The sequence below is a fragment of the Actinokineospora diospyrosa genome (assembly GCF_024171925.1).
In the GTDB taxonomy this organism is placed as follows: Bacteria; Actinomycetota; Actinomycetes; order Mycobacteriales; family Pseudonocardiaceae; genus Actinokineospora; species Actinokineospora diospyrosa.
In genome coordinates, this window is record NZ_JAMTCO010000005.1 from 248902 (window position 1) to 271666 (window position 22765).

Annotated in this window: 20 protein-coding genes and 1 tRNA gene; 17 read left to right on the plus strand and 4 right to left on the minus strand. The window is 70.9% G+C overall.

Annotation, left to right across the window (positions count from 1 at the left end; all coding sequences use genetic code 11):
- Positions 1 to 343: 343 nt before the first annotated feature.
- The 12 genes from LV75_RS10550 (at position 344) to kamB (ending at position 11159) form a co-directional block, all read left to right on the plus strand.
- Entirely contained in the window at positions 344 to 1543 is a 1200-nt protein-coding gene (locus tag LV75_RS10550; RefSeq protein ID WP_253886629.1) for a S8 family peptidase, read from the plus strand.
- Between the two features lie 101 nt (positions 1544 to 1644).
- Positions 1645 to 2853: an acyl-CoA dehydrogenase family protein gene (locus LV75_RS10555; RefSeq protein WP_253886630.1), complete on the plus strand. Its 1209-nt coding sequence runs from the start codon at positions 1645 to 1647 to the stop codon at positions 2851 to 2853.
- Positions 2850 to 3599, plus strand: a complete 750-nt coding sequence (locus LV75_RS10560; RefSeq protein WP_301318967.1) for an SDR family oxidoreductase — start codon at positions 2850 to 2852, stop codon at positions 3597 to 3599. Before LV75_RS10555 ends, LV75_RS10560 begins: the two co-directional genes overlap by 4 nt.
- On the plus strand, positions 3596 to 4633 hold the full coding sequence (locus tag LV75_RS10565; protein ID WP_253886631.1) for a phosphotransferase family protein: 1038 nt from the start codon (positions 3596 to 3598) through the stop codon (positions 4631 to 4633). The genes LV75_RS10560 and LV75_RS10565 overlap by 4 nt, the downstream gene beginning before the upstream one ends.
- Positions 4634 to 4643: 10 nt before the next feature.
- The gene (locus tag LV75_RS10570) at positions 4644 to 5627 is read left to right on the plus strand and encodes an SMP-30/gluconolactonase/LRE family protein (protein WP_253886632.1); all 984 of its coding nucleotides are present in this window, start codon (positions 4644 to 4646) and stop codon (positions 5625 to 5627) included.
- A gap of 255 nt (positions 5628 to 5882) precedes the next feature.
- Positions 5883 to 6656, plus strand: a complete 774-nt coding sequence (locus tag LV75_RS10575) for a S1 family peptidase (protein ID WP_253886633.1) — start codon at positions 5883 to 5885, stop codon at positions 6654 to 6656.
- 235 nt (positions 6657 to 6891) lie between these two features.
- Complete coding sequence (locus LV75_RS10580) at positions 6892 to 7824, plus strand: acyl-CoA desaturase (protein WP_253886634.1); 933 nt, start codon at positions 6892 to 6894, stop codon at positions 7822 to 7824.
- The gene (locus tag LV75_RS10585; protein ID WP_253886635.1) at positions 7825 to 8286 is read left to right on the plus strand and encodes a PPOX class F420-dependent oxidoreductase; all 462 of its coding nucleotides are present in this window, start codon (positions 7825 to 7827) and stop codon (positions 8284 to 8286) included. It abuts the gene before it with no gap.
- A 151-nt stretch (positions 8287 to 8437) separates the two neighbouring features.
- Positions 8438 to 8590, plus strand: coding sequence for a hypothetical protein (locus LV75_RS10590; protein WP_253886636.1), 153 nt, complete (start codon positions 8438 to 8440; stop codon positions 8588 to 8590).
- A 205-nt stretch (positions 8591 to 8795) separates the two neighbouring features.
- Positions 8796 to 9167 carry an STAS domain-containing protein gene (locus LV75_RS10595; RefSeq protein WP_253886637.1) on the plus strand — a complete coding sequence of 124 codons (372 nt, stop codon included), beginning with the start codon at positions 8796 to 8798 and terminating at the stop codon, positions 9165 to 9167.
- A 280-nt stretch (positions 9168 to 9447) separates the two neighbouring features.
- The gene (locus LV75_RS10600; RefSeq protein WP_253886909.1) at positions 9448 to 10413 is read left to right on the plus strand and encodes a hypothetical protein; all 966 of its coding nucleotides are present in this window, start codon (positions 9448 to 9450) and stop codon (positions 10411 to 10413) included.
- 92 nt (positions 10414 to 10505) lie between these two features.
- Positions 10506 to 11159: a 16S rRNA (adenine(1408)-N(1))-methyltransferase KamB gene (gene kamB / locus LV75_RS10605; protein WP_253886638.1), complete on the plus strand. Its 654-nt coding sequence runs from the start codon at positions 10506 to 10508 to the stop codon at positions 11157 to 11159.
- Here the strand turns inward: kamB and LV75_RS10610 are convergent.
- The 4 genes from LV75_RS10610 to LV75_RS10625 form a co-directional block, all read right to left on the minus strand.
- A complete protein-coding gene (locus LV75_RS10610; protein ID WP_253886639.1) occupies positions 11146 to 12231 on the minus strand; it encodes a DUF371 domain-containing protein in 1086 nt (361 codons plus the stop codon). The two genes, kamB and LV75_RS10610, sit on opposite strands and share 14 nt — an antisense overlap.
- Positions 12232 to 12233: 2 nt before the next feature.
- Positions 12234 to 13043 carry a polyphosphate kinase 2 gene (ppk2, locus tag LV75_RS10615; RefSeq protein WP_253886640.1) on the minus strand — a complete coding sequence of 270 codons (810 nt, stop codon included), beginning with the start codon at positions 13041 to 13043 and terminating at the stop codon, positions 12234 to 12236.
- A gap of 455 nt (positions 13044 to 13498) precedes the next feature.
- Positions 13499 to 13571, minus strand: a tRNA-Arg gene (locus LV75_RS10620).
- Between the two features lie 137 nt (positions 13572 to 13708).
- A complete protein-coding gene (locus LV75_RS10625; RefSeq protein ID WP_253886641.1) occupies positions 13709 to 14248 on the minus strand; it encodes a DUF3558 family protein in 540 nt (179 codons plus the stop codon).
- 106 nt (positions 14249 to 14354) lie between these two features.
- Here LV75_RS10625 and LV75_RS10630 point away from each other — a divergent pair, with 106 nt between their 5' ends.
- The 5 genes from LV75_RS10630 (at position 14355) to LV75_RS35450 (ending at position 22724) form a co-directional block, all read left to right on the plus strand.
- Entirely contained in the window at positions 14355 to 16364 is a 2010-nt protein-coding gene (locus LV75_RS10630; protein ID WP_253886642.1) for a bifunctional copper resistance protein CopD/cytochrome c oxidase assembly protein, read from the plus strand.
- Between the two features lie 106 nt (positions 16365 to 16470).
- Entirely contained in the window at positions 16471 to 16920 is a 450-nt protein-coding gene (locus LV75_RS10635) for a single-stranded DNA-binding protein (RefSeq protein ID WP_253886643.1), read from the plus strand.
- 61 nt (positions 16921 to 16981) lie between these two features.
- Positions 16982 to 17239 carry a DUF7218 family protein gene (locus LV75_RS10640; protein WP_253886644.1) on the plus strand — a complete coding sequence of 86 codons (258 nt, stop codon included), beginning with the start codon at positions 16982 to 16984 and terminating at the stop codon, positions 17237 to 17239.
- 61 nt (positions 17240 to 17300) lie between these two features.
- A complete protein-coding gene (ettA, locus tag LV75_RS10645; RefSeq protein WP_253886645.1) occupies positions 17301 to 18977 on the plus strand; it encodes an energy-dependent translational throttle protein EttA in 1677 nt (558 codons plus the stop codon).
- Positions 18978 to 18992: 15 nt separating this feature from the next.
- Positions 18993 to 22724 carry a diguanylate cyclase domain-containing protein gene (locus LV75_RS35450; protein ID WP_253886646.1) on the plus strand — a complete coding sequence of 1244 codons (3732 nt, stop codon included), beginning with the start codon at positions 18993 to 18995 and terminating at the stop codon, positions 22722 to 22724.
- Positions 22725 to 22765 lie beyond the last annotated feature (41 nt).

Consider the following 22765-nt stretch of genomic DNA (forward strand, 5'->3'; position numbering starts at 1 on the left):
CGGTCGAATCAAGCCGCGCAACCCACCGCCGTTGGGTAAGCGCGGCGGGAATGGCTAGTTCGACCGTCGAATCAGCATGGATTTGAAGTTTTTCGTTCACATTCGATGTCACCTTGGCGCAATCTTGTGCGACCGCGTCGAAAGTGGTCTTGAGCTGGGCAGATGACCCTACTCGTCAGTGCTACCAATGGGTATTCATCGAATATGATCATGGCGCGTTCGACCTAGTGGCGCTACGCCGTCCGGCTCACATGTGGCAAGTGGCAACTGTTGAGGCATTTCCGGACCAGGCGTTGCATATCACTCAAGCAAGTGATCCATTGGGGCTAACGAAAGGTCTTCCATGACTTCGAAGCGCGAAGGTCGTCGGGGCCGACTCGCTGTCGGTTTCGCGCTTGTCGGAGCTGCCGCGATCGCGGCGGTCGCCATTACTCCCACCGCTCAAGCGGCCGAGGGGCAGGTCCGCCACGCCGGATCCCCGGACGCGATCGCGGATAGCTACATCGTTGTCCTGAAAGACACCAGGGCCGCTGTCGGCGCGCAGTCCGCCGCGCTGGCCGACCGCTACGGCGCCACGGTCAACCGCCAGTTCGACACGGCGATCACCGGCTTCTCAGCGACCATGTCCGCCGAGCGGGCCGCCGAACTCGCCGCGGACCCCGCCGTCGCCTACGTCCAGGCCAACCAGCGCTTCCACGCGACCGGCACCCAGGAAGACCCGCCGTCGTGGGGCCTGGACCGCATCGACCAGGCCGACCTGCCGCTCGACAACAGCTACACCTACCCGGGCGAGGCGGTCGAGGTCACCGCGTACGTCATCGACACCGGGGTCAACACCGCGCACAGCACCTTCGGCGGCCGCGCGTCCGGCGGGTTCGACGCGGTCGACAACGACGACGACCCCGAGGACGGCAACGGCCACGGCACGCACGTGGCGGGCACCATCGGCGGCAAGGAGTACGGGGTCGCCAAGGGCGTGAAGATCGTCCCGGTCCGGGTGCTCGACGACAACGGCAGCGGCAGCACCGACGGCGTCGTCGCGGGCATCGAGTGGGTCGCGGAGAACCACAGCGGTGCCTCGGTGGCGAACATGAGCCTCGGCGGCCCCGGTGACAGCGCGCTCGACCAGGCCGTGAAGGGCGCCATCTCCGCCGGTGTCACCTTCGCCGTCGCCGCGGGCAACTCCGGCGACAACGCCAGCGGCTACTCGCCCGCCCGGGTCCAGGAGGCGATCACCGTCGCCGCGTCCGACGACACCGACAAGCAGGCGCAGTTCTCCAGCTACGGCTCGATCGTCGACATCTACGCGCCGGGCGTGAACATCACCTCGTCCTGGATCGGCGGCACCACCGCCACCAACCGGATCAGCGGCACCTCGATGGCCACCCCGCACGTGACCGGCGCCGCGGCCCTGTACCTGGCGGGCAACCCGTCGGCCAGCCCCGCCGACGTCGCCGCCGCCCTGGTCGCGGGCGCCTCCTCCGGCAAGATCACCAACCCGAGCTCCGGAACCCCGAACAAGCTGCTCCACGTGGGTTCCTGACGTTTCCGCCGATCGCCCGCACCTCGCAGGGGGTGCGGGCGAGCACCCTTTCCGGCTAAGTTGACCCACGGGTAACTCCAGCTCCGGTGAGGAGGCTCGGCGTGGACTTCGCGCACTCGGCCAGGTCGGCGGACCTGCTGGAGCGGGTGACCCGCTTCGTCCGCGCCGAGATCGAGCCGGTCGAGGCCGAGCACCACCGCGAACTCGCCCGCCTCGACAACCCGTGGGTCGTGCTCCCGCGCGTCGAGCAGCTCAAGGCGAGGGCCCGCGCGCAGGGCCTGTGGAACCTGTTCCTGCCCGCCGAGTCCGGTTTGTCCACTGTGGAGTACGCGCCGCTGGCCGAGGCGATGGGCCGCTCGCTGCTGGCGCCGGAGGTGTTCAACTGCAACGCCCCCGACACCGGGAACATGGAGGTGCTGCACCTCTACGGCAGCCCCGCCCAGCAGGACCGGTGGCTGCGCCCGCTGCTCGACGGGACCATCCGCTCCGCGTTCTGCATGACCGAACCGGACGTCGCCTCCTCCGACGCCACCACCATGGCCGCCACCGCGATCCCCGACGGCGATGAGGTCGTCCTCAACGGCACCAAGTGGTTCTCCACCGGCGTCGGCCACCCGCACTGCGCCGTCGCGATCTTCATGGGGCTGACCGACCCCACCGCGCCCCGGCACGCCCAGCACACGATGGTCCTGGTCCCGCTGGACACCCCGGGGGTCACCGTCGAGCGGATGCTGCCCGTGTTCGGCCGCCACGACGAGCCGTACGGCCACGGCCAGGTGTCCTTCACCGACGTGCGGCTGCCGCTGGACTCGGTCATCGCGGGCGTCGGCCGCGGCTTCGAGATCGCCCAGGGCAGGCTCGGCCCCGGCCGGGTCCACCACTGCATGCGGCTGGTCGGGCTCGCCGAGAAGGCCCTGGAACTCGCCTGCGTGCGCGCCACCGGTCGGGTCGCTTTCGGCAAGCCGCTGGCCGACCTCGGCGGCAACCGCGAACGCATCGCCGACGCCCGCATCGCCATCGATCAGGCCCGGCTGCTCGTGCTCAACGCCGCGTGGAAGCTCGACACGCGCGGCCTCGACGGCGCCCGCGCCGAGGTGTCGCAGATCAAGGTCGCCGTTCCGTCGATGGCCCTGTCGGTCATCGATCTCGCCATCCAGCTGCACGGCGCCGCGGGGCTCAGCGACGACTTCCCGCTCGCCGCCGCCTACGCCGCCGCCAGGTCGCTGCGCCTGGCCGACGGTCCCGACGAGGTCCACCGGGGTGTCGTCGCCCGCCTCGAGCTGGCGAAGTACCGAAGGGAAAGCCGTTGACCCGCAAGAACATCCTCATCACCGGTGCCAGTTCCGGCCTCGGCGCCGAGATGGCGCGGCAGTTCGCGGCGAAGGGGCGCACCCTGGTGCTCGCGGCCAGGCGCACCGACCGGCTGGCCGAGCTGCGGCAGGAGTTGCGCACCGCCAACCCCGGCTGCACCGTGCTGGTCAAGGCGCTCGACGTCACCGACCACGACGCGGTGTTCCGGGTCTTCGCCGAGGCGCGGGCCGAGGTGGGCACGCTCGACCGGGTGGTGGTCAACGCCGGGTTGGGCAAGGGGCAGCCGCTGGGGACCGGCTACTTCCACGCGAACCGGCAGACGGCGGAGACGAACTTCGTCGCCGCGCTGGCCCAGTGCGAGGCCGCGCTGACCGCGTTCCGCGAGCAGGACGCCGGGCACCTGGTGGTCGTGTCGTCGATGAGCGCGATGCGGGGGATGCCGCGCAACCTGTCCACCTACGCCGCCAGCAAGGCCGGGGTCGCCGCGCTGGCCGAGGGGATCCGGGCGGACACGCTGCGCACGCCGATCAAGGTGACCACGCTGTTCCCCGGCTACATCCGCTCGGAGATGAACGAGCGGGTCCGCAAGACCCCGCTGCTGGTGGACACCGCGACCGGGGTGCGGGCCATGGTCCGCGCGATCGAGCGCGAGGTCGCGACCGCGTGCGTGCCGGGCTGGCCGTGGACGGTGCTCGGGTTCGCCATGCGCAACCTGCCGCTGCGGGTCGTGGCGAGGCTGTCGTGACCGGGCCGGTGCGCGCCGAGGACGCGTTCGACGTCGCCGCCGTGCACGCCTGGATCCGCTCCACAATGGACATACCGGACGTCGAGCCGGAAGTCGGTCAATTCCCCGGCGGCGCGTCGAACCTGACCTACCTCTTGAGCTACCCCGACCGCGAGCTGGTGCTGCGGCGCCCGCCGGTTGGCCGCAAGGCCGCGTCCGCGCACGACATGCGCCGCGAGTTCCGGGTGCAACGCGCACTTAAACCGGTCTACCCGTACGTGCCGGAGGTGTTAGGCCTCTGCGAGGACCACAGTGTTCTCGGCAGCGACTTCTACCTCATGGAACGCGTCCACGGCACGATCCTGCGCGGCGACCTACCGCCCGATATGTCCTTGACCCCAGCACAAGCGCGCGAGTTGTCCACCGCCCTGGTCGACCGGCTCATCGACCTGCACCGCGTCGACCCGGGCGCGGCCGGACTCGCCGACCTCGGCAAAGGCGCGGGTTACGTGGCCAGGCAGGTGCGCGGCTGGACCCGGCGCTTCGCCGCCGCCCGCACCGACAACGTGCCGGACTTCGCCGCCGTCACCGACTGGCTCGCCGCGGTCCAACCCGACGACGTGGCCACCGTGGTCGTCCACAACGACTGGCGCTTCGACAACGCCGTGCTGCGCGGGCCCGCCGTCGTCGGGGTGCTCGACTGGGAGATGGCGACCCTCGGCGACCCGCTGATGGACCTCGGCGCCGCGCTCGCCTACTGGGTCCAGGTCGACGACGACGCGATTTTCCGGCGCGCCCGCAGACAGCCGACCCACCTGCCTGGCATGCTCACCCGCGCCGAGGTGGTCGCCCACTACGTCGAGCGGACCGGTTCCCGCCCGACCGACTGGGCCTTCTACGAAGTCTTCGGACTGTTCCGACTGGCGGTGATCATGCAGCAGATCTACTACCGCTACCACCACGGGCACACCCACAACCCGGCATACCGGGACTTCTGGACAGTCATCGGCCACCTCGACCGGCGCTGCCGCGAGGTGATCGCCGCCCCTCGGTGAAGGAGCACCCATGGCCCGGCCGAAGATCGACCCCGTCGTCTGGCGCGCCCCCCGGGCGGGCAAGCCGCCGCGCGGCTCGGCGCTGCCGCCGCTGACCGTGCTCCCGGTCGGCGGCAAGGGCACCGAGGACGTGCTGGTCGACGCCGAGGGCCGGGTGCTCACCGGCGTCGAGGACGGTCGCATCCTGCGGATCGCCGACGGCGCGGCGGAGGTCGTCGCCGACACCGGCGGTCGCCCGCTCGGCCTGGAGTTCTACCCCGACGGGCGCCTGCTGGTCTGCGACGCCGATCGCGGGCTGCTGCTGGTCGACGCGGCGAACGGGGAGGTGGAGGTGCTGATCCCGGCCGGGCCGAACCTGCGGGTGTGCAACAACGCCGCGGTCGCCGACGACGGCACCGTCTACTTCACCAACTCCACCGACCGGTTCGACCTGGAGTTCTGGAAGGCGGACCTGCTGGAGCACTCCGGCACCGGGCGGCTGCTGCGCCGCGACCCGGACGGGTCGGTGCACACGCTGCTGAGCGGGCTGCAGTTCGCCAACGGGGTGGCGCTCGCGCCGGACGGGTCCTGCGTGGTGGTCGCCGACGTCTGGGAGTACCGGCTGCGCCGGGTGTGGCTCACCGGCGAGCGGCAGGGGCACGCGGACGTGCTGGCCGAGAACCTGCCCGCCTTCCCGGACAACATCTCCACCGGGTCCGACGGTCTGCTCTGGATCGCCATGGCCAGCCCGCGCGACGCGCTCGTCGACCTGCTGCTGCGCACCCCGCCGGTGTTGCGCAAGCTGCTGTGGCGGGTCCCGGAGCGGTTGCAGCCCAAGGAGAAGCGGACGGTGTGGGCGCGGGCGCTGGACTTCGCGACCGGCGCGGTGGTGCGCGACTTCCGCGGCGCGGTCCCCGACTTCCACATGGTCACCGGCGTGCGCGAGCACCGCGGTCGGGTCCACCTCGGCAGCCTCGAGGAACGCGCCATCGCCTGGTTCGACCTTCCCCGCTAGAGCTCTGTCGACGGCATATCCCTTTGTCGACGGCACAGCACTTGCCGACGGCATAGCACTTGCCGACGGCATAGCACTTGTCGACGGCATAGCACTTGTCAACGGCACAGCGCTAGTTCGGCGGCACAGCGCCCGTTCGGGGGCACGGTGTCCCCCACACCGGTGGCAACTCCCGCACCTCGCGACCCACGCGGCACGATCGACACAGCGCTACCGCTGTGTCGCGTTCCGTGACCCCTCGAGTTGGGAAGACCCATGCGCAAGCTCCTGCGAGCCGCGGTCCTCGGCTTCGCCCTCGTCGCCGCTCTCGCCGCGCCCGCACACGCCGACTCGCCCACCAAGGTCGTCGGCGGTGTACCCGCCCCGCAGGGTGCGTACCCGTGGCTCGCGCGACTGTCGATGGGCTGCGGCGGGTCGCTCATCACGCCCGACGTGATCCTCACCGCCGCTCACTGCGTCGGTGAGACCGGGCCGGATACGCGCATAGAGGCCGTATTCGGCGTGGTCGACCTGGAGAGTCCAAACGCGATAGTCGTCGACTCTGTCTATGTCTACCGGGCCCCGGAGTACTCGACCGCGGGGCACGGCTCTGACTGGGCACTGGTGAAGTTGGCGCACAAGCTCCCCATACCGGTCGTGCGGCTACAACCGGCCGTGATGACTTCAGGTCCGTTCCGCGTGATGGGCTGGGGGGCGGCGCAAGAGGGCGGGGAACAGCAGAGGTACTTGCTGCACGCTGACGTCCCGTTCGTCGATGACGCCACCTGCGGCAGCCTCTACACCCGGTACGGCTATCCGTTCTCGGCACCGTCAATGCTGTGCGCGGGGGTGGTCGGCGTCGGCGGTGTCGACACGTGCCAGGGGGATTCGGGCGGCCCGATGGTGGCGAGCGACGCCTACGGCGCGTTCCGCCAGGTAGGCATCGTCAGTTGGGGAATCGGCTGCGCGCGCCCGCAGTTCCCGGGCATCTACACCGAGGTCGCCACCTACCTGCCCGCCATTTCCGCGGCGATCACGGCATTGGTCTGACCTCTGCCCGTCCGACCGGCGACGCCGGGGTGAAACCCTGTGGCGGGCCCACCCGCCCGCGCCCCGGCGCCCGCCCGCCCCACCTGCTGTGACGTACCCCTCACTGCCCGGACGAGCCGACATACCGGACAAGGCATCCCACAAGCAAGCCTTGGTGTCCCTGCTGGCGCCTGGTTTGCTTACCGCCGAGCGGTGCCCGAGTGGGTACCGGCGTCCAGGCTGGAGGCACGAGAAGATGACCGCGACCGTCGAGGGCAGCGCGGGGCCGAAACCGATGTTCGGCGCGCCCCGGGCGCACTGGCCGCAGGTCGGTACCTACCTGTTCATCCTGGTCCCGTTCGCCGCGCTGGTCGCCGCCGTGCCGCTGGCCTGGGGCTGGGGGCTGGGCTGGGTCGACGTCGCGCTCGCCGCGTTCTTCTACACGTTCACCTGCCTCGGGGTCACCGTCGGCTTCCACCGCTACTTCACCCACGGCGCCTTCAAGGCCAGGCGCTCGGTGCGGGTCGGGCTGGCGATCGTGGGCAGCATGGCGCTGCAGGGGCCGATCCTGCACTGGGTCGCCGACCACCGCCGCCACCACGCGTTCTCCGACCGCGAGGGCGACCCGCACTCGCCGTGGCTGTTCGGCACCTCGCCCGCCGCGCTGGCCAAGGGCTTCTGGCACGCGCACATGGGCTGGGTGTTCGACCGCCAGCTGACCAACGCCGAGCGCTTCGCCCCGGACATGCTCGCCGACGACGACATGCGCAGGGTGCACCGCCAGTTCGGCCTGTGGACCGCGGTGACGCTGCTGGCGCCCGCGCTGCTCGGCGGCCTGCTCACCTGGTCCCTGTGGGGCGCGGTGACCGCGTTCTTCTGGGCCGGGCTGGTGCGCGTGTCGCTGCTGCACCACGTCACCTGGTCGGTCAACTCGGTCTGCCACATGATCGGCGAGCGCCCGTTCCGCTCGCGCGACAAGGCCACCAACTTCTGGCCGCTCGCCGTGCTGTCGATGGGGGAGGCCTGGCACAACCTGCACCACGCCGACCCGACCTCGGCCCGCCACGGCGTGCAGCGCGGTCAGGTCGACATCTCCGCCAGGGTGATCTGGGTGTTCGAGAAGCTCGGTTGGGCTACCGAGGTCCGTTGGCCCACCAGCGAGCGGTTGGCGAAGCTGGCGGCGAAGTAGATGCCGCGCACGGCGACGGCTGAGGTACCCGACCGCCCTGGTCTGCTGGAGTTCTTGCGTGCCCGGAACCGGTGCGTCCTAGTGACGCGCCGGGCCTCGGGGGCGCCCCAGATGTCTCCGGTCACCTACGGCGTCGACCAGGACGGCCGCTTGGTCGTCTCCACGTACCCCAGCCGCGCCAAGGCTCTTAACCTGCGCCGCGACCCCATCACGTCGGCCTGTGTCCTCTCCGAGGAGTGGAACGGCCCTTACGTGCAGGTGGATGGTCAGGCCGAGGTCTTGGACCTGCCCGGGGCCCTGGAGCCGCTCGTCGAGTACTACCGGTCGATCTCCGGCGAGCACCCGGACTGGGCGGACTACCGCGCGGCGATGGCGCGGCAGGGCAAGTGCCTCATCCGGGTGACGATCGAGTCGTGGGGCCCGATCGCCACCGGCGGTTTCCCGCCCGGACTGGCGTCCTAGTCGTCCACCATTCGTGGCGGATACCACCGTCTGCTTCGAGGATTACCGGGCAACTCACTCCACTGATCACCCAATTACTCATACCATCGGGTGATAGATGATCGCGTTCGGTAACGAAGTGCTCCATTCGGCCGATCGACCGGGTATGTCGGTGGAACTGAGGGACCTGGTCTGGGCGAAAGCCGTCGAGCAGTCCGCCGCCGGTCGGGGCGCGGCGGCGGGGGAGCGGGCTGCCGGGGAACCGGTGCGGCACGTGCGGGCCGTCCGGGCGGCGCGCGCCGAACGTGATCGCGACCACCGCTGAACCCACCCCGGGTTGCTATAGCGGGAAAGCGACAACGGAAACAACGCACAATTCACTGAATCAGACGCATTTTTCATGTGGTCTTGCGCACGGGCTCGCGTCGTGCGCGGTTCGCCGGCAACAATCGGGATATAGTCCCGGCGAACTCGAGCGGTGCTCCGCGTCGGTGATCGTTTCCGTCCGCCCGCGCCGCGAGGGAGGTCCCTTGAACCCGCGCGACCCTGTGGCGGTCACCATCCGGGGCACCCGGTCCGCGGTGGTCGTCAGCGCCGCCGGGCGGATCGACATGACGACCGAGCGCCCGTGGCGCGAACTGGTCGAGGACGCCTGCGCCGAGAACACCGTCAAGCGCTTCGTCGTGCTCGACCTGTGCCAGGTCACCTACTTCAGCGTCGGCGCGGCCCCGATCGTCGTGCGCGCGCACTACCACTGCCTGCACCGCGGCAAGCTCCTGCGGGTCGCCGCCCCGATCGGGCCCGCCCTGCACACCCTGCACGTCACCGGCGTGCGCGACCTGGTCGCCGTCTACGCCAACCTCAACGCCGCACTGGAACCGGCGGTCCGCTCACCGTGGTGACCGAACCGCGTGGTGATCGAACCGAGATAACCGCGCCCGCGTTACCGGTATTCGCGCTGTCAGGCCGAGATTCGCTCGGACAGGTGAAATGATCTTGCATTTCGCCGCGCGGTCCCGGGTTCCCCGGGGTGGTCTCACCCGGTGGGGGTGCGCGAGCGGGGGCGTTGGTCGCACAGCGGGGGCCGCGGTGCGACGTCCACCGGCTGATCATCCGGTCCAGCCGGGGCGCACCTGGTAGCCGTTGGGGGACAAGGAAAGCTCCCGCCGGAGAGGACTTCCGATGAATCGCCACCTCGCGCGGATCGTGACCGCCGTCGCGACCGCGAGTGCGCTGACCGCGACCGGAGCGGGCCTGGCCACCGCGGCGCCCGCCGACCACTCCGACCGCTCCCCGACCGCCGCGCACGTCCAGGAACTCACCGCGGCCTACACCGACCTGGCCGCGGCCGGGACCGACGAGCAGCGGGTCCCCGCGGTGGCCGACCTGCGCGCCGCCCTCAACCACATCCGCGGCTGCGGCGCCACCACCGCCGCCGACGCGGCCGACACCAAGGCCGCCGAGGTCGCGCGCATCCTGCCGATCCCGGGTCCGATCAACCCGGCTCTGCTCGCAGGCCTGCTCGACCTGGTCAACTCCTTGCTCAGCGCCCTCACCGGGGCCCTGCCCAACCCGGGCGGCTTCATCCCCGGCGCCGTCACGCTGCCGGGCACCTTGCCGGTCCCCGGTGGGCTGCCCACCCCGGGCACCCTGCCCATCCCCGGTGGCCTCCCGATTCCGGGCGGATTGCCGATCCCGGGCACCCTGCCGATCCCGGGCACCCTGCCGATCCCGGGCGGGCTGCCGATTCCCGGTGGGCTGCCCGTCCCCGGCACCCTGCCCATCCCTGGTGGGCTGCCGATCCCGGGTGGCTTGCCGATTCCGGGTGGTTTGCCGATCCCGGGTGGTTTGCCGATCCCGGACATCCAGCCCGACCTCACCGGAACCGTGCCCAACCTGACCGATGACGCCACGGCGCCGGTGGAAGGCATCGTCCCCGGCCTGTCGGACCTGCTGCCGCCCGTGGTCGACGAGCTGCCGCCGCTGCCCGCCGTCGTCAGCGACCCGCCACTGGACGCGGGCACCGACGTCCCCTCGGTCGTCGACAGCCTGCCGTTGCTGCCCGACCTCCCGGTGGACCTGCTGTCCCCGCTGGACAGCTTGGCCACCTTGCCCGGCGTCCCCGAGCTGGACCACCAGCACGGGTGATCCTCCGCCCGCACTCGGGTGGGATGTGTTGAGCGCTGAGCCCCGGCGGCCCACAAGGCCCCGGGGCTCAGCGCTGTCCTAGGCTCGCCGCCATGCGCCGTGTCACCGGGAAGCAGGTCGTGGAGGTCGACGAGGGGGCGTTCGCCACCCTGCGGGCCGCCTACGAGGGCGCCCTCCTGGATGTCGGCACCGGTGACGGCAAGCACCCGCTGCACGTGGCCAAGACCCACCCCGAGTTGCTCGTGATCGGCTTGGACGCGGCCAAAGACAACATGCGCAAGGCAGCCACCAAAGCAGCCGCTTCCCCTAAGAAGGGCGGCCTCCCCAACCTGCTCTACCTATGGGCAGCGGCCGAACAACTCCCGGCAGGCCTAAGCGACATCACCGAGCTCCATGTCCTCATGCCCTGGGGCAGCCTCTTGCGCGGCGTACTCGGCTCAGACCCATCGATGCTTAAGGGTCTAGCAGCGGTCTGCGCGCCTAACGCCAAGTTCCTCATCACCCTGAACCTGCACGCCTGGCGTCCTGCGGTCCCCGAGGTCGGTGACCACCCAGAACCCACCCCGGAGTCGGCTGAGAAGGATCTCGGCCCCGCGCTAGAGGCTGCGGGCTGGCACCTAGACACCGCCGCCTACCTCGACGCCGACGAGATCGCCGCCCTGGCGACCTCTTGGACTCGCCGCCTCAATTCCTCCCGAGACCAGCTGGAAGTCCTAGCCCTCCGCGGCCACATCAACCCGGCTTAGTCCGCTCGAGCACGAAGTCATAAGCCTGCTTGCGCGACCACCCCGGCTGCGCGGCCAGTGCGCGCGCCACGGTCGACGCGGCAACGTCGTACCCGAGCAGGGCCGTCACCAGTTCAGCCACGTCGACGTCAACGCCGAGGTCGGTGCTGGCGGTCGGGTCGAGCGCGCACCACACGTCCGCCGATCCGCTCAGCTGCGCGAACTCGTCCACCGCCGCCCACACCGGCCGCTCGTCCAGCGCCATCACGCTCACGTGCTCGGCCCCGGCCACCCAACGCGGGACCTCAGCCGCCGGGCACCGGAACACGACCCGCGCCGCACGGCTGGTCGCGGCCAGCTTCGTCACGTCCTTCCGCGACAACCCGGTCGCCACGAGAACCGGTGCGGGCGTGGGCGCCGCCCCCGCGACAGCCAGCTCCGGCGGCAGCCCCAGCACCTCCACCCGCGGCCGCTCCGCCAACAACCGCCGCACGACCGCGCTCGTCCCCTCCACTGTGGACACTGCGAGCGCCCGCCCCGGGTTGGTGGCATCCCTGGCAGCCGCGAACCCCAACTCGGCGATCAACGCCCGAGCCCCGGCATCCTCGGCCACGATCACATCCGCCGCCGCGCACTCCGCCGCGAGCCGGTCCTCAGGACCAACCGCGCGGTACCGGACAAGCTGCGTCCCCGGTGTCTCCGCCCGACGCACTACGACGTCCACCACGGTGTTCGGGTCAGCCAACGCCGCCACCAACTCGCGCGGCAGGTCTGCCGAGGACAGGTCAGCGTCGGTCGCCAGCGTGTTCGGTAGCCGTTGGCCACTGCGACGCACCACCGCGCTAGCCCCCGGCCGCCACCGCGAGTTCGCGAGTGCCCGCACGGTCGTGGTAGCCCCACCCGCGCTGATGGTGATCTCGACCGGCCCGGCGACAGCGCCCGGTGCCTGCCCAACGACCTCGCCCGCCACTCCCACCACGCACGTCGCCCGCCCGCTGATAGCGCTATCGGCGGTGAACTCGAGCGTCTTACCGTGGGTTGCCCGGATCTCGCCGTGCCCCCGGCAGCGCAACCGCAGCAACTCTTCGCTCACACCTAGAGCCCTTCGAGCAGCGCGCCCGCGTGGTCGGGCACCGCGTGCTCCAGTTCCCGCGGCGGACGGGTGTACCCGCCGCCCTTGGGTCGGTCCGGCAGTTCCAGCGTGCGCGGCTCCACGGGTTCCCACGGCACACTCGCGAGCAGGTGCGCGATCATATTCAGCCTGGCCCGCCGCTTGTCCTCCGCCTCGACGATCAGCCACGGCGCGGTCGCGGTGTCGGTGTGCGCCAGCATGTCGTCGCGGGCCCGCGAGTAGTCGTCCCAGCGGGTGATCGACTCCAGGTCCATCGGGCTGAGCTTCCACCGCTTGAGCGGGTTGTCCAGCCGCTCGCGGAACCGCCGCGACTGCTCGGGCGCGCTCACCGAGAACCAGTACTTGCGCAGCAGGATCCCGTCGTCGACCAGCAGGTTCTCGAAGATCGGGCACTGGAGCAAGAACCGCTGGTACTCCTGCGGTGTGCAGAACCCCATCACCCGCTCCACCCCGGCGCGGTTGTACCAACTGCGGTCGAGCAGCACGATCTCCCCGGCCGCGGGCAGGTGGTCGACGTAGCGCTGGAAGTACCACTGCGTCCGCTCGCGCTCGGTGGGCGTCGGTAGCGCCACCACCCGACAACTACGCGGGTTCAAGTACTCCGTCACCCGCTTGATCGCCCCACCCTTCCCCGCCGCGTCGCGCCCCTCGAAGAGGACGACCACCCGCGCACCGGACACGCGAACCCACTCCTGCATCCGGACGAGCTCACCCTGCAGCCGCAAGAGCTCGTTCTCATACACCTCACGCGGATAGCGCTTCCCTTTACCCATCCCCCCAGCTTTCCCCGCCACCGCCCCATCCGCACCAGGTCATTCGCGATAGAACTCCGCAACGATGGGCCACCACACCACGGGTCAATCGGCCACAACCCCTTGGCACATCACGCGAATCACCAACATGTGTTGCCGCACACAAGATTCACCCCGCCACCCGGCCAGGACATAGATCGTTCCGTAAGCGCCCCAGTTCGGTGCGTAGCGCCCCACACGCGCCCCCCACGTGGGGTCCGGGGCTAAGCCCGCCAGGCGGGTCTGGGTTGCACCCCAGCGAAAATGACGAGCGGCCCGCAGCCCGTGCTCTCCGTGATCGCAAGTTCGCCGCATACTCGCGCCCCGGTCGGGGGTCCGGGGGCGAAGCCCGCCGGGCGGGTCTGGGGTTGCACCCCAGAGAGGATGACGAGCGCCCCGGTCCGCGCTTTCCGCGGACACGGATCACCGCAAGCGAGTGCCCCCGGCAGGACTCGAACCTGCGGCCAAGAGCTTAGAAGGCTCCTGCTCTATCCGCTGAGCTACGGGGGCTTGGGCCGTGCGGCCGAGGCTGCACAGTAGTCCGCTCACGGGACTGATCGTCACAGGCGGCCTTACCGTTTCCGCTTGGAACTGATCGGGTGACGAACGCCGCTATCGTACGTCCGTTTGGGGGAGGGGTGGTTGCGCTACGCGCGCGGGAGTCTGGTCACCGCGCGTTCGGCGAGTGGTTGCAGGATGCGCACGAGCGCGGCCTCGGAGATGTCCCGCTTGTCGACCGCGACCAGGAGGGATCTGTCGGGGCGGACCTCGACCGTGGCGGTGCAGGTGCGGTAACCGTCGGTGACCGCGCAGTGCAGCCAGGTGGGGTAGCCGAGGGTGGTCTCCGCGTGGCCCGCGGGCTGGTCTTGGCGTACCTGGCTGAGTGGCTTGTGCAGGGCTACCAGGGCGATGTCACTGGTGGCGCCGTTGCCGAGGGGGTAGCCGCAGGCTTCGGGGAAGGTCGCGGTGCGCTTGTGGGGCTCGCCTTTCAGGCCGCCCGCCGGGGTGAGGTCTTCGGCGGTAAGTAGTCCGCACAGGTTCACACCGTCGAGGGAGAGGGGTGACGGAGAGGTTGCGGGGGTGGTGGCGGGGCCGAAGCCCGCCGCGGGCACCGGGCGGCCCGCCACCGGGGCGCCGCAGGCCGCCAGCAGGCCGATGCCGACCACCGCGACAAGAGTCCGCCTCACCGCTCCTACGGTAATGCCTCGCCGCCTGTGTGTGATTACCCAAGCACGGCGGGTTGTGAATCATTGCTTCTCACGGGCCTCAACAGCGGGCTACTACCCTCGACCCGTGCCTGTTGACAGCCCTACCGAGACCCGGCGGCCCCGATCGGGTCTGGCTCCGCTGCTCGTGGTCGGCGGCTTGCTCGCCGCTCTCATCGGTGCGGCTCTAGTGGCTGCCTCGGGTAGCGACCGGTACCTGATCCAGGGGCTCCCCACACCGGACGCGTTCACCGAGCACGCGTTGACGGTGGTGCGGGTGCTGACTGAGATCGGTTGTGTCATCACGGTCGGTAGCCTGCTCTTCGCCGCCTTCTTGGTACCGCCCCAGAAGTCCGGTGTGCTCGACGTCGGTGGTTATGCCGCCGTGCGGATGGCGTCCTGGGGTGCCGTTGTCTGGTTCATAGGTGCGCTCGCGTCCGCGCCGTTCACCGCTGCTGATGCTGTGGGGCGAGACATCACCACGGTCTTGCGCGGGGACGTTCTGCTCCAGTTGGTGAGCACGCTGTCCCAGGCTCAAGCGTGGTTGCTGACCGCTGCGATCGCGCTCGTTGTCCTTGTTGCCACGCGGTTTGTGCTGACGTGGGGTTGGACGGTTGCCCTCTTCGTGGTCGCGGTGGTGGGCATCGTGCCGGTCGCGGTCACTGGGCACTCCTCTAGCGGTGGTCAGCACGACATGGCGACCAACAGCCTCTTGTTCCACCTAGTCGCTGCGGCTCTGTGGGTTGGCGGACTTGTTGCCCTGCTCGCGCACGGCCGTCGTCGTGCGGAGCATCTCGGGCTTGCCGCGAAGCGATTTTCCCAGGTTGCTCTGGTGTGTTGGATCGTCATGGCGATCTCCGGAGTTGTGAACGCTTGGGTTCGGCTCCCGCTGGGAGATCTCTTCACCAGTTGGTACGGCGGGCTCGTCTTGGCGAAGACGGCCGCGCTTCTCATCCTCGGTGTCTTCGGCTACCTGCAGCGGGAACGGGGAGTCCGCGAGGTAGTGGAGACCGGCAGCGGTCGCGCTCTTGCTCGGCTCGCCGCGATCGAAGTGCTCATCATGTTGCTCACTATCGGCATCGCGGCAGCGTTGGCGAGGACGCCACCGCCGGAGACCGGGGCAGCGGAACCGGGACGCGTTGAGCTTGCCTTGGGCTACCCCATCGATGAGGCGCCCACGTTGGGCAAGCTGCTCTTCGCATGGCGGTTCGACCTCGTTTTCGGCACCATCGCGATCGCGCTCGCCTTGGTCTACCTGCGCGGATTTCTGAAGCTGCGGGCAAAGGGCATCTCTTGGCCGGTGGGCAGGCTCGTATCGTGGCTCGCGGGGTGCTTTGTCATCCTCTTCGCGACTTCGTCCGGGTTCGGTCGGTATTCGCCCGCGATGTTCAGCATCCACATGGAAGCGCACATGATGCTGTCCATGCTGGCGCCCGTGCTGCTCGTCTTGGGCGCTCCGGTGACGCTGGCGATGAGGGCTCTACCGCCTGCGGGCAAGGACGCCCCTCCTGGAGCACGCGAGTGGCTGTTGGCGTTCGTGCACTCGCCTGTGTCGCGCTTGCTGACCCACCCGGTTGTGGCCCTCGTGCTGTTCGTCGGGTCCTTCTACGGGCTCTACCTGACTGGGCTGTTCGACTCGGCGCTGGAGGAGCACTGGGCGCACCTGGTCATGAACGCGCACTTCCTGCTCGTCGGCTACATCTTCTACTGGCCCGTCATCGGCATCGACCCCGCTCCGCGGCGGTTGCCCCACCTCGGCCGGTTGGGCCTGGTCTTCGCCTCCATGCCGTTCCACGCGTTCTTCGGGGTGATCCTGATGAGCACGCAAACGGTCATCGGCGAGCGCTTCTACCAGGGCCTCGGGCTGCCCTGGAACACCGATCTCCTCGCCGACCAGCGCCTCGGCGGTGGCATCGCGTGGGCGTCGGGGGAGATCCCGCTGCTGGTGGTGTTGATCGCGCTGCTCGTGCAGTGGTCCCGGGCCGACGACCGCGAGGCCCGCCGCTCCGACCGCAGGGTCGACGAGGGCACCGCCGACGACCTCGACGCCTACAACGCGATGCTGCGCCAACTCGCCGAGGGCAAGCAGCAGCCCTGAGTTATCCACAACCCCCACACCGCTCCACAGCCGCGCGCACCCCCTCGACCCGCACCCCGCCACCGGCCAAGCTGGTCCTGTCCGCACCACACGACAGGAGCAGCACATGTACGAGACCATGATCACGTTGGTCGGCCGGGTCGTCGGCGACCCCACGCACCGCCGCTACGAGGAGAACAAGGACCTCGTCCGGTTCCGGTTGCACACCAAAGAACGCCGGTACGACCCCGACCAACGCACCTGGGTCGACGTCAACCCGATGTACTTCACCGTGCACTGCTGGAACGCCCTCGGCGCCGCGGTGCGCAAGACCCTGCGCGAGGGCAACCGCGTGCTCGTGCAGGGCAAGCTCTACCTGCGCCAATACGAGGGCCAGGAGAAGCAGAAGCTCGACGCCCGGGTCGACGCCCGGGCCATCGGGGCCGACCTGATGTTCCAGGACATCACCATCGAGGACGTCGACCCGATCGACACCACCGCTTCCACGGCCACCACGGGCATCACTGCGGTCTCCGGGGCCGCCGAGCAGGTCTACCCCGTCCAGCTGGCCGCGTGAGGGGGTTTGCCGTGCACGCGATCAGGGCACGTCTGCGACCTGACGAGAACGGAGACCCGCGATGCCCAACCCCAGCATCAAGGACGAGGAGCCCTACCGGGAGCTGCGCGAGCAGGGCGACTCCAAGGAGAAGGCCGCGCGCATCGCCAACGCGGCTGCCGCGCGGGGCCGCGACGAGGTCGGTGCCAAGGGCGGCAGGGCGGGCTCTTACGACGACTGGACCGTCGACCACCTGCGCAAGCGCGCCGCCGAGTTGGGCGTCGAGGGCCGCTCGAGCATGTCCAAGAGCGAGCTCGTCCACGCTCTCCGCAACCACTGACCGCCACCCGTCCCCCCGGTCGCGCTCAGGCGTGCCGGCCGACGCCTCTACGATCGCGAACATGGCCGAGTTCATCTACACCATGAAGAAGGTGCGCAAGGCGCACGGGGACAAGGTCATCCTTGATGACGTGACCCTCCAGTTCCTGCCCGGGGCGAAGATCGGGGTGGTCGGTCCCAACGGCGCGGGCAAGTCAAGCGTGCTCAAGATCATGGCAGGCCTCGACCAGCCCAACAACGGCGAAGCCTTCATCTCGCCCGGCTACTCCGTCGGCATCCTGCAGCAAGAGCCGCCGCTCAACGAGGAGAAGACCGTCCTGGGCAACGTCCAGGAGGCCTTCGGTGAGATCAAGGGCAAGCTCGACCGGTTCAACGAGATCGCCGAGCTGATGGCCACCGACTACTCCGACGAGCTGATGGAGGAGATGGGCAAGCTCCAGGAGGAGCTCGACCACGCCGACGCGTGGGACCTGGACTCCCAGCTCGAGCAGGCCATGGACGCGCTGCGCTGCCCGCCGCCGGACGCCGACGTCACCGTGCTCTCCGGTGGTGAGCGCCGCCGGGTGGCGCTGTGCAAGCTGCTGCTGTCCAAGCCCGACCTGCTGCTGCTCGACGAGCCCACCAACCACCTCGACGCCGAGAGCGTGCTGTGGCTCGAACAGCACCTCGCCCAGTACGCCGGTGCCGTCCTCGCCGTCACCCACGACCGGTACTTCCTGGACAACCTCGCCGAGTGGATCCTGGAGATCGACCGCGGCCGCACCTACCCGTACGAGGGCAACTACTCCACCTACCTGGAGAAGAAGGCCGAGCGGTTGGCGGTCCAGGGCAAGAAGGACCAGAAGCTGCAGAAGCGGCTGCGCGACGAGCTTGCCTGGGTCCGCTCCAACGCCAAGGCCCGCCAGACCAAGTCGCGCGCCCGCCTCGACCGCTACGAGGAGATGGCCGCCGAGGCGGAGAAGACCCGCAAGCTCGACTTCGAGGAGATCCAGATCCCGCCGGGCCCGCGCCTGGGCAACGTGGTCGTGGAGGTCGACAAGCTGCGCAAGGGCTTCGGCGACCGCGTCCTCATCGACGGCCTCACCTTCGACCTGCCGCGCAACGGCATCATCGGCGTGATCGGCCCCAACGGCGTCGGCAAGACCACCCTGTTCAAGACCATCGTCGGCCTGGAGAAGCCGGACGACGGCGTGGTCAAGATCGGTGAGACGGTCTCGCTGTCCTACGTCGACCAGGGCCGGGAGAACATCGACCCGGCCAAGACTGTGTTCCAGACCGTCTCCGGCGGTCTCGACTACATCCAGGTCGGCCAGGTCGAGATGCCCTCGCGCGCTTACGTCAGCGCGTTCGGCTTCAAGGGCCCGGACCAGCAGAAGCCCGCGGGCGTGCTCTCCGGCGGTGAGCGCAACCGGCTGAACCTGGCGCTGACGCTCAAGCAGGGCGGCAACCTGATCCTGCTCGACGAACCGACCAACGACCTGGACGTCGAAACCCTCGGGTCGCTGGAGAACGCCCTGGAGCAGTTCCCGGGCTGCGCGGTGGTCATCTCCCACGACCGGTGGTTCCTCGACCGCACCTGCACGCACATCCTCGCGTGGGAGGGCACCCCGGAGAACCCGTCCAAGTGGTTCTGGTTCGAGGGCAACTTCGAGGGGTACGAGCGCAACAAGGTCGAGCGGCTCGGCGCCGACGCCGCCCGCCCGCATCGGGTGACCTATCGCAAGCTCACCCGGGACTAGACGGGGAGCGGCGACGTGGCGGCCTGGAACGAGTTACCCGCGGCGAGCGCGGCCGAGTGCGCGGCACTGGTCGACTCCGCCGACCGGTTGCGGTGGAGCGCGCCGGAACTGGCGGTCCAGTTCGCCGCCCGCTCGCTGCGCTCCGGCGTCGCCGACGTCGCCACGACGACCCGGGCCCAGGTGCTGCTGGGCACCAGCCTGGTGCGCCTGGGCAGGCACGCCGAGGCGGTCGAGCCCGCGCTCACCGCGCTGCCCGCTGTCACCAGCGGTGGCCTGGTGGAGCGGGCGGCCGCGGTGCGCGTGGCGCTGGCCGCGTGCGCGCGGGTGCTCGGCGAGCCGTTGGCGGGCTGCGAACTGCTGCGGCCGGTGCTGCGGTCCACGACCGCGGCCCCGGCCACCCGGGCGCTGGCGTTGGGCCAGTTCGTCGCGTGCGCCGCGCACATCGGTCGCCGCGACGACCTGGAGGACGCCCTCGCCGAGGCCGACCGGTTGTTGGCCTCGGACGAGGCGCTCGGCCAGGACGGGCGCAAGGTGGAGCGCGCGCTGCTGTGCGTGCGCGCCGCCTCGTACCACCGCCGCCACGGCGACACCGAGGCCGCGACCGACTCCGCGCGCGACGGCCTCGCCCTGCTCAACCGGCTCAGCGCGGTGGGTGCCGAAGGCGGGCTCGCCAGGGCCAGGCTCGTGCTGGAGATGGTCTGCGCGCTGCTCGACGACGGCGACATCGACGAGGCGACCGTGGTGGCCGCGACGGTGCTCGGTGAGCCCGTCCGCGCGACCTCGGCGTTAGCGCTCGGCAGGCTCCGGCTCGCCATGGCCACTCGGGTCCACCTGCCGTCGGGGCAGGCCGACTACGGCCGCTCGATGCTGGTCGACGTCGTCCGGCTCGCCGAACGGCACGGCCTCGACTCGTTGCAGGCGGACGCGTGGACCTTCCTCGCGCACGCCGAAGAGGAGGCCGGGCACCCCAGCGACGCGCTGCACGCGCTGCGGTCGGCACGCGCGGCCGAGTACCGGTACCTGCGGTCCACGGCGACCGCGCGCGGGCTGCTGCTCACCGAAGTCGGTGCGGTCCGCGACCCGGAGAGCGCGGTGTCGTTGCTGCGCGCCACGGTTCGACCCACGGCCGCGGCGCAGGTGGCGACCGGGTCGACTGAGTCGACCGGGGTCGTCCGCGACGGGGCGGGCAAGCACGGGGCGAGCCAGGCGGGCGCGGTCCAGGGCAAGGGAACGCCCACCAAGGGTGTCCCGGTCAAGGGCGCCCAGTCGAATCGCGCCCAGTCGAGGAACACCCAGTCGCGGAGCACTCAAGCCAAGGGCCCCCAGTCGAAGGGAACCCAGGCCAAGGGGACCCGCGGCGGCAAGGCACCGGAGATGTTCGCCGTGACCTTGGTGCGGGTGTGGCCGAAGGGCACCGCCGAGCCGGTCGAGCCCGAGGAACCGCCGTTGCCGGTCGGTGGCGAGGTCACCCTCAACGCGCTCGCCATCCACGTCCGCGACCTCGCGCCCGCCGACGCGGAGTTGCTGCGGTCCGACCGCGGCGAGTTCGCCGTCCTGCTGCCGTCGACCACCCTCGCCGAGGCGGACGCGCTGGCCTCCGCGATCCGGGAGGCCGCCGCCGACGCGCAGTGGCTCATCGACGACCAGGGTCAGGAACTGACGATCAGCACCGGTGTCGCCGCGCTGCCGGGCACCGTGGACGGGCCGCACGAGGGCATCGAGGCGCTGCTGCTGGCCGCCCGCGCGGCGGTGACGGTGGCGGAGCCCGCGAGCCCGGCCCCTGCCGTGCTGCGCCGCACCGACCGGCTCCGCCGGTCGCCGACCACCGCCAAGACCATCCCGCTCACCGAGCAGCGGCGCGATTCCGGCTCGGTGTCGCGCCGCGCAAGTCGGGTCCCGGTCGCCGATCCACTCGCGGACGACACACCGACGATCCCCGACATCGCGGCGGCGGTCGAGCGCGAACCCGTTGGCCACGCGCAGGCCGATCACGGGACGGATGAACCCGTTCTCGCTGGTCAGGCGGTTGACGATGCCGCGAGCCCGGCAGACGAGCACGCGGTCGGCGGAGGCGACCAGTCGCTGACCGATCGCCTCCGGGGTGGCCACGCGCGGGTCGACCACGCGTCCGCGGACCGGTCGGTGATCGATCGAGCCCTGATAGATCGAGCCTTGATCGACCAAGCGCTCACCGACAGCGCGCTCAGCGATGACGTGCCCGAGGAACATGCGCCCGCCGAGAGCCCGCTCGCCGACCCGGTGACCGACGACCCGTTGACCGATGACGCGCCCACCATCCCGGCGCCGACCAGCCACCGCACCGCGGCCGACGCCCTCAGTCGGTCCACTGAGGACTCGCCGGGGGACTCGCCTGCGGTCGCGCGGGCGGAGCGGGTCAGCGAGCAGGCGGTCGCCGACGAGGCGCACCCGCAGCACCTCGGTCGGCGCGCCGCGCGCCGCGCCAAGGTTGACGACGCGGCCGTCGACGAGTCCACTGTGGACGACGCGGGGGTCCGGTCGGTGCTGAGCCGGTTCGGGGTCACCGCGGAGGGCGGCGGACGGCGCCGGGCGCCCGAGGGCGACGACTCGTACTTCGACCCCAACGCGCTGGTCGGCACCGACCTGCCCGCGCCACCGATGCTGCCCGCGTCCCTGGAACCCGACGCCGACGACCCGCGGTGGGCGCGCTCGACGATCCCCGCGCCGCCCGAGCCGGACCCGGTGCCGCTGCCGCCGGACACCCCGCCCATCCCGGAGCCCGCCGAGCCCGACCCGATCCCCCCGGCCCACCCCGAGCCCGCCCCGCCCATCCCGACCCCGCCCACCCCGACTCCGCCCGGCCCGGCCCGGCCTGTCCCGACCCCGCCCAGCCCCAGCCCGCTCACCCCCGAGCTGCCGGAGGTTGAGCCCCCGGCGGGCAGGCAGGCCGCGCCGCGGTTGGTCGGGCAGGACAGCGGGGTGCGCGCCGCGGGCCAGGTGACCGTCGACCCCGCGGCCTCCGCGGACGACCGGCGGGCCATCGACTTCGCCGCCCGGCTGCGCGGGTTGCCGCGCACCGTCTCGATCCCGCCCGAGTTGCCCGACGAGGTGGACGAGGCCGGTGACCTCGTCGACGCGGACCGGCCCGACCGGCCCGAGCAGGCTGAACTGCCCGAACTACCTACCCGGCGCAGGCGGACGCCGAGCGGGCGGCGGGAGCGCACCAACCCCAGCGGGTTGGCCGACCTCCTCGCCGAGGCGCTCGTCGCCTTCAAGGCCACCCAGCCGGACCGCCCCGCGGGCGAGGACCCGCCGAGCCCGTGGTCGGACGACTGGCCCAAGGCGCCCGGCGCGGGCGAGCCGGACCCGGTCGCCGACCCGCGGCTCCTGCAGGACCTGGTGCGCGCCACCGAGTTCCCCCGCGCCGACGCCGACGACCGGCCCGCTGCCCTCCCCGAACCGCAGCAGTCCATCGGCACCCAGGTCCAGCACTCCGGCGAACTCCGCAAACCGCGCGAGGAACCCGCCAAGACCCACCCGACCGGCGAGCTGCCCCGCTGGTCGCGGCTGTCGACCGAGTCGCACTGGCCCGAGCAGCCCGCCTGGCCGGGCCAACCCGCCGACGGCACGGGCTGGGCGGCCGACGCCAGGGCCGCCGAACCCGGCGACCGCACCCGCTCGCGGCGCGCCGATCGCGCCACCCAACCCAACGTCCGCGGCAGGCACCGCTCCTCCGAGTGGGCCCCCGCGGACTTCGAGAGCGGCTGATCGGCAGACCCGGCGCCGGTCCCGGTCCCGAGCGGGCAGCC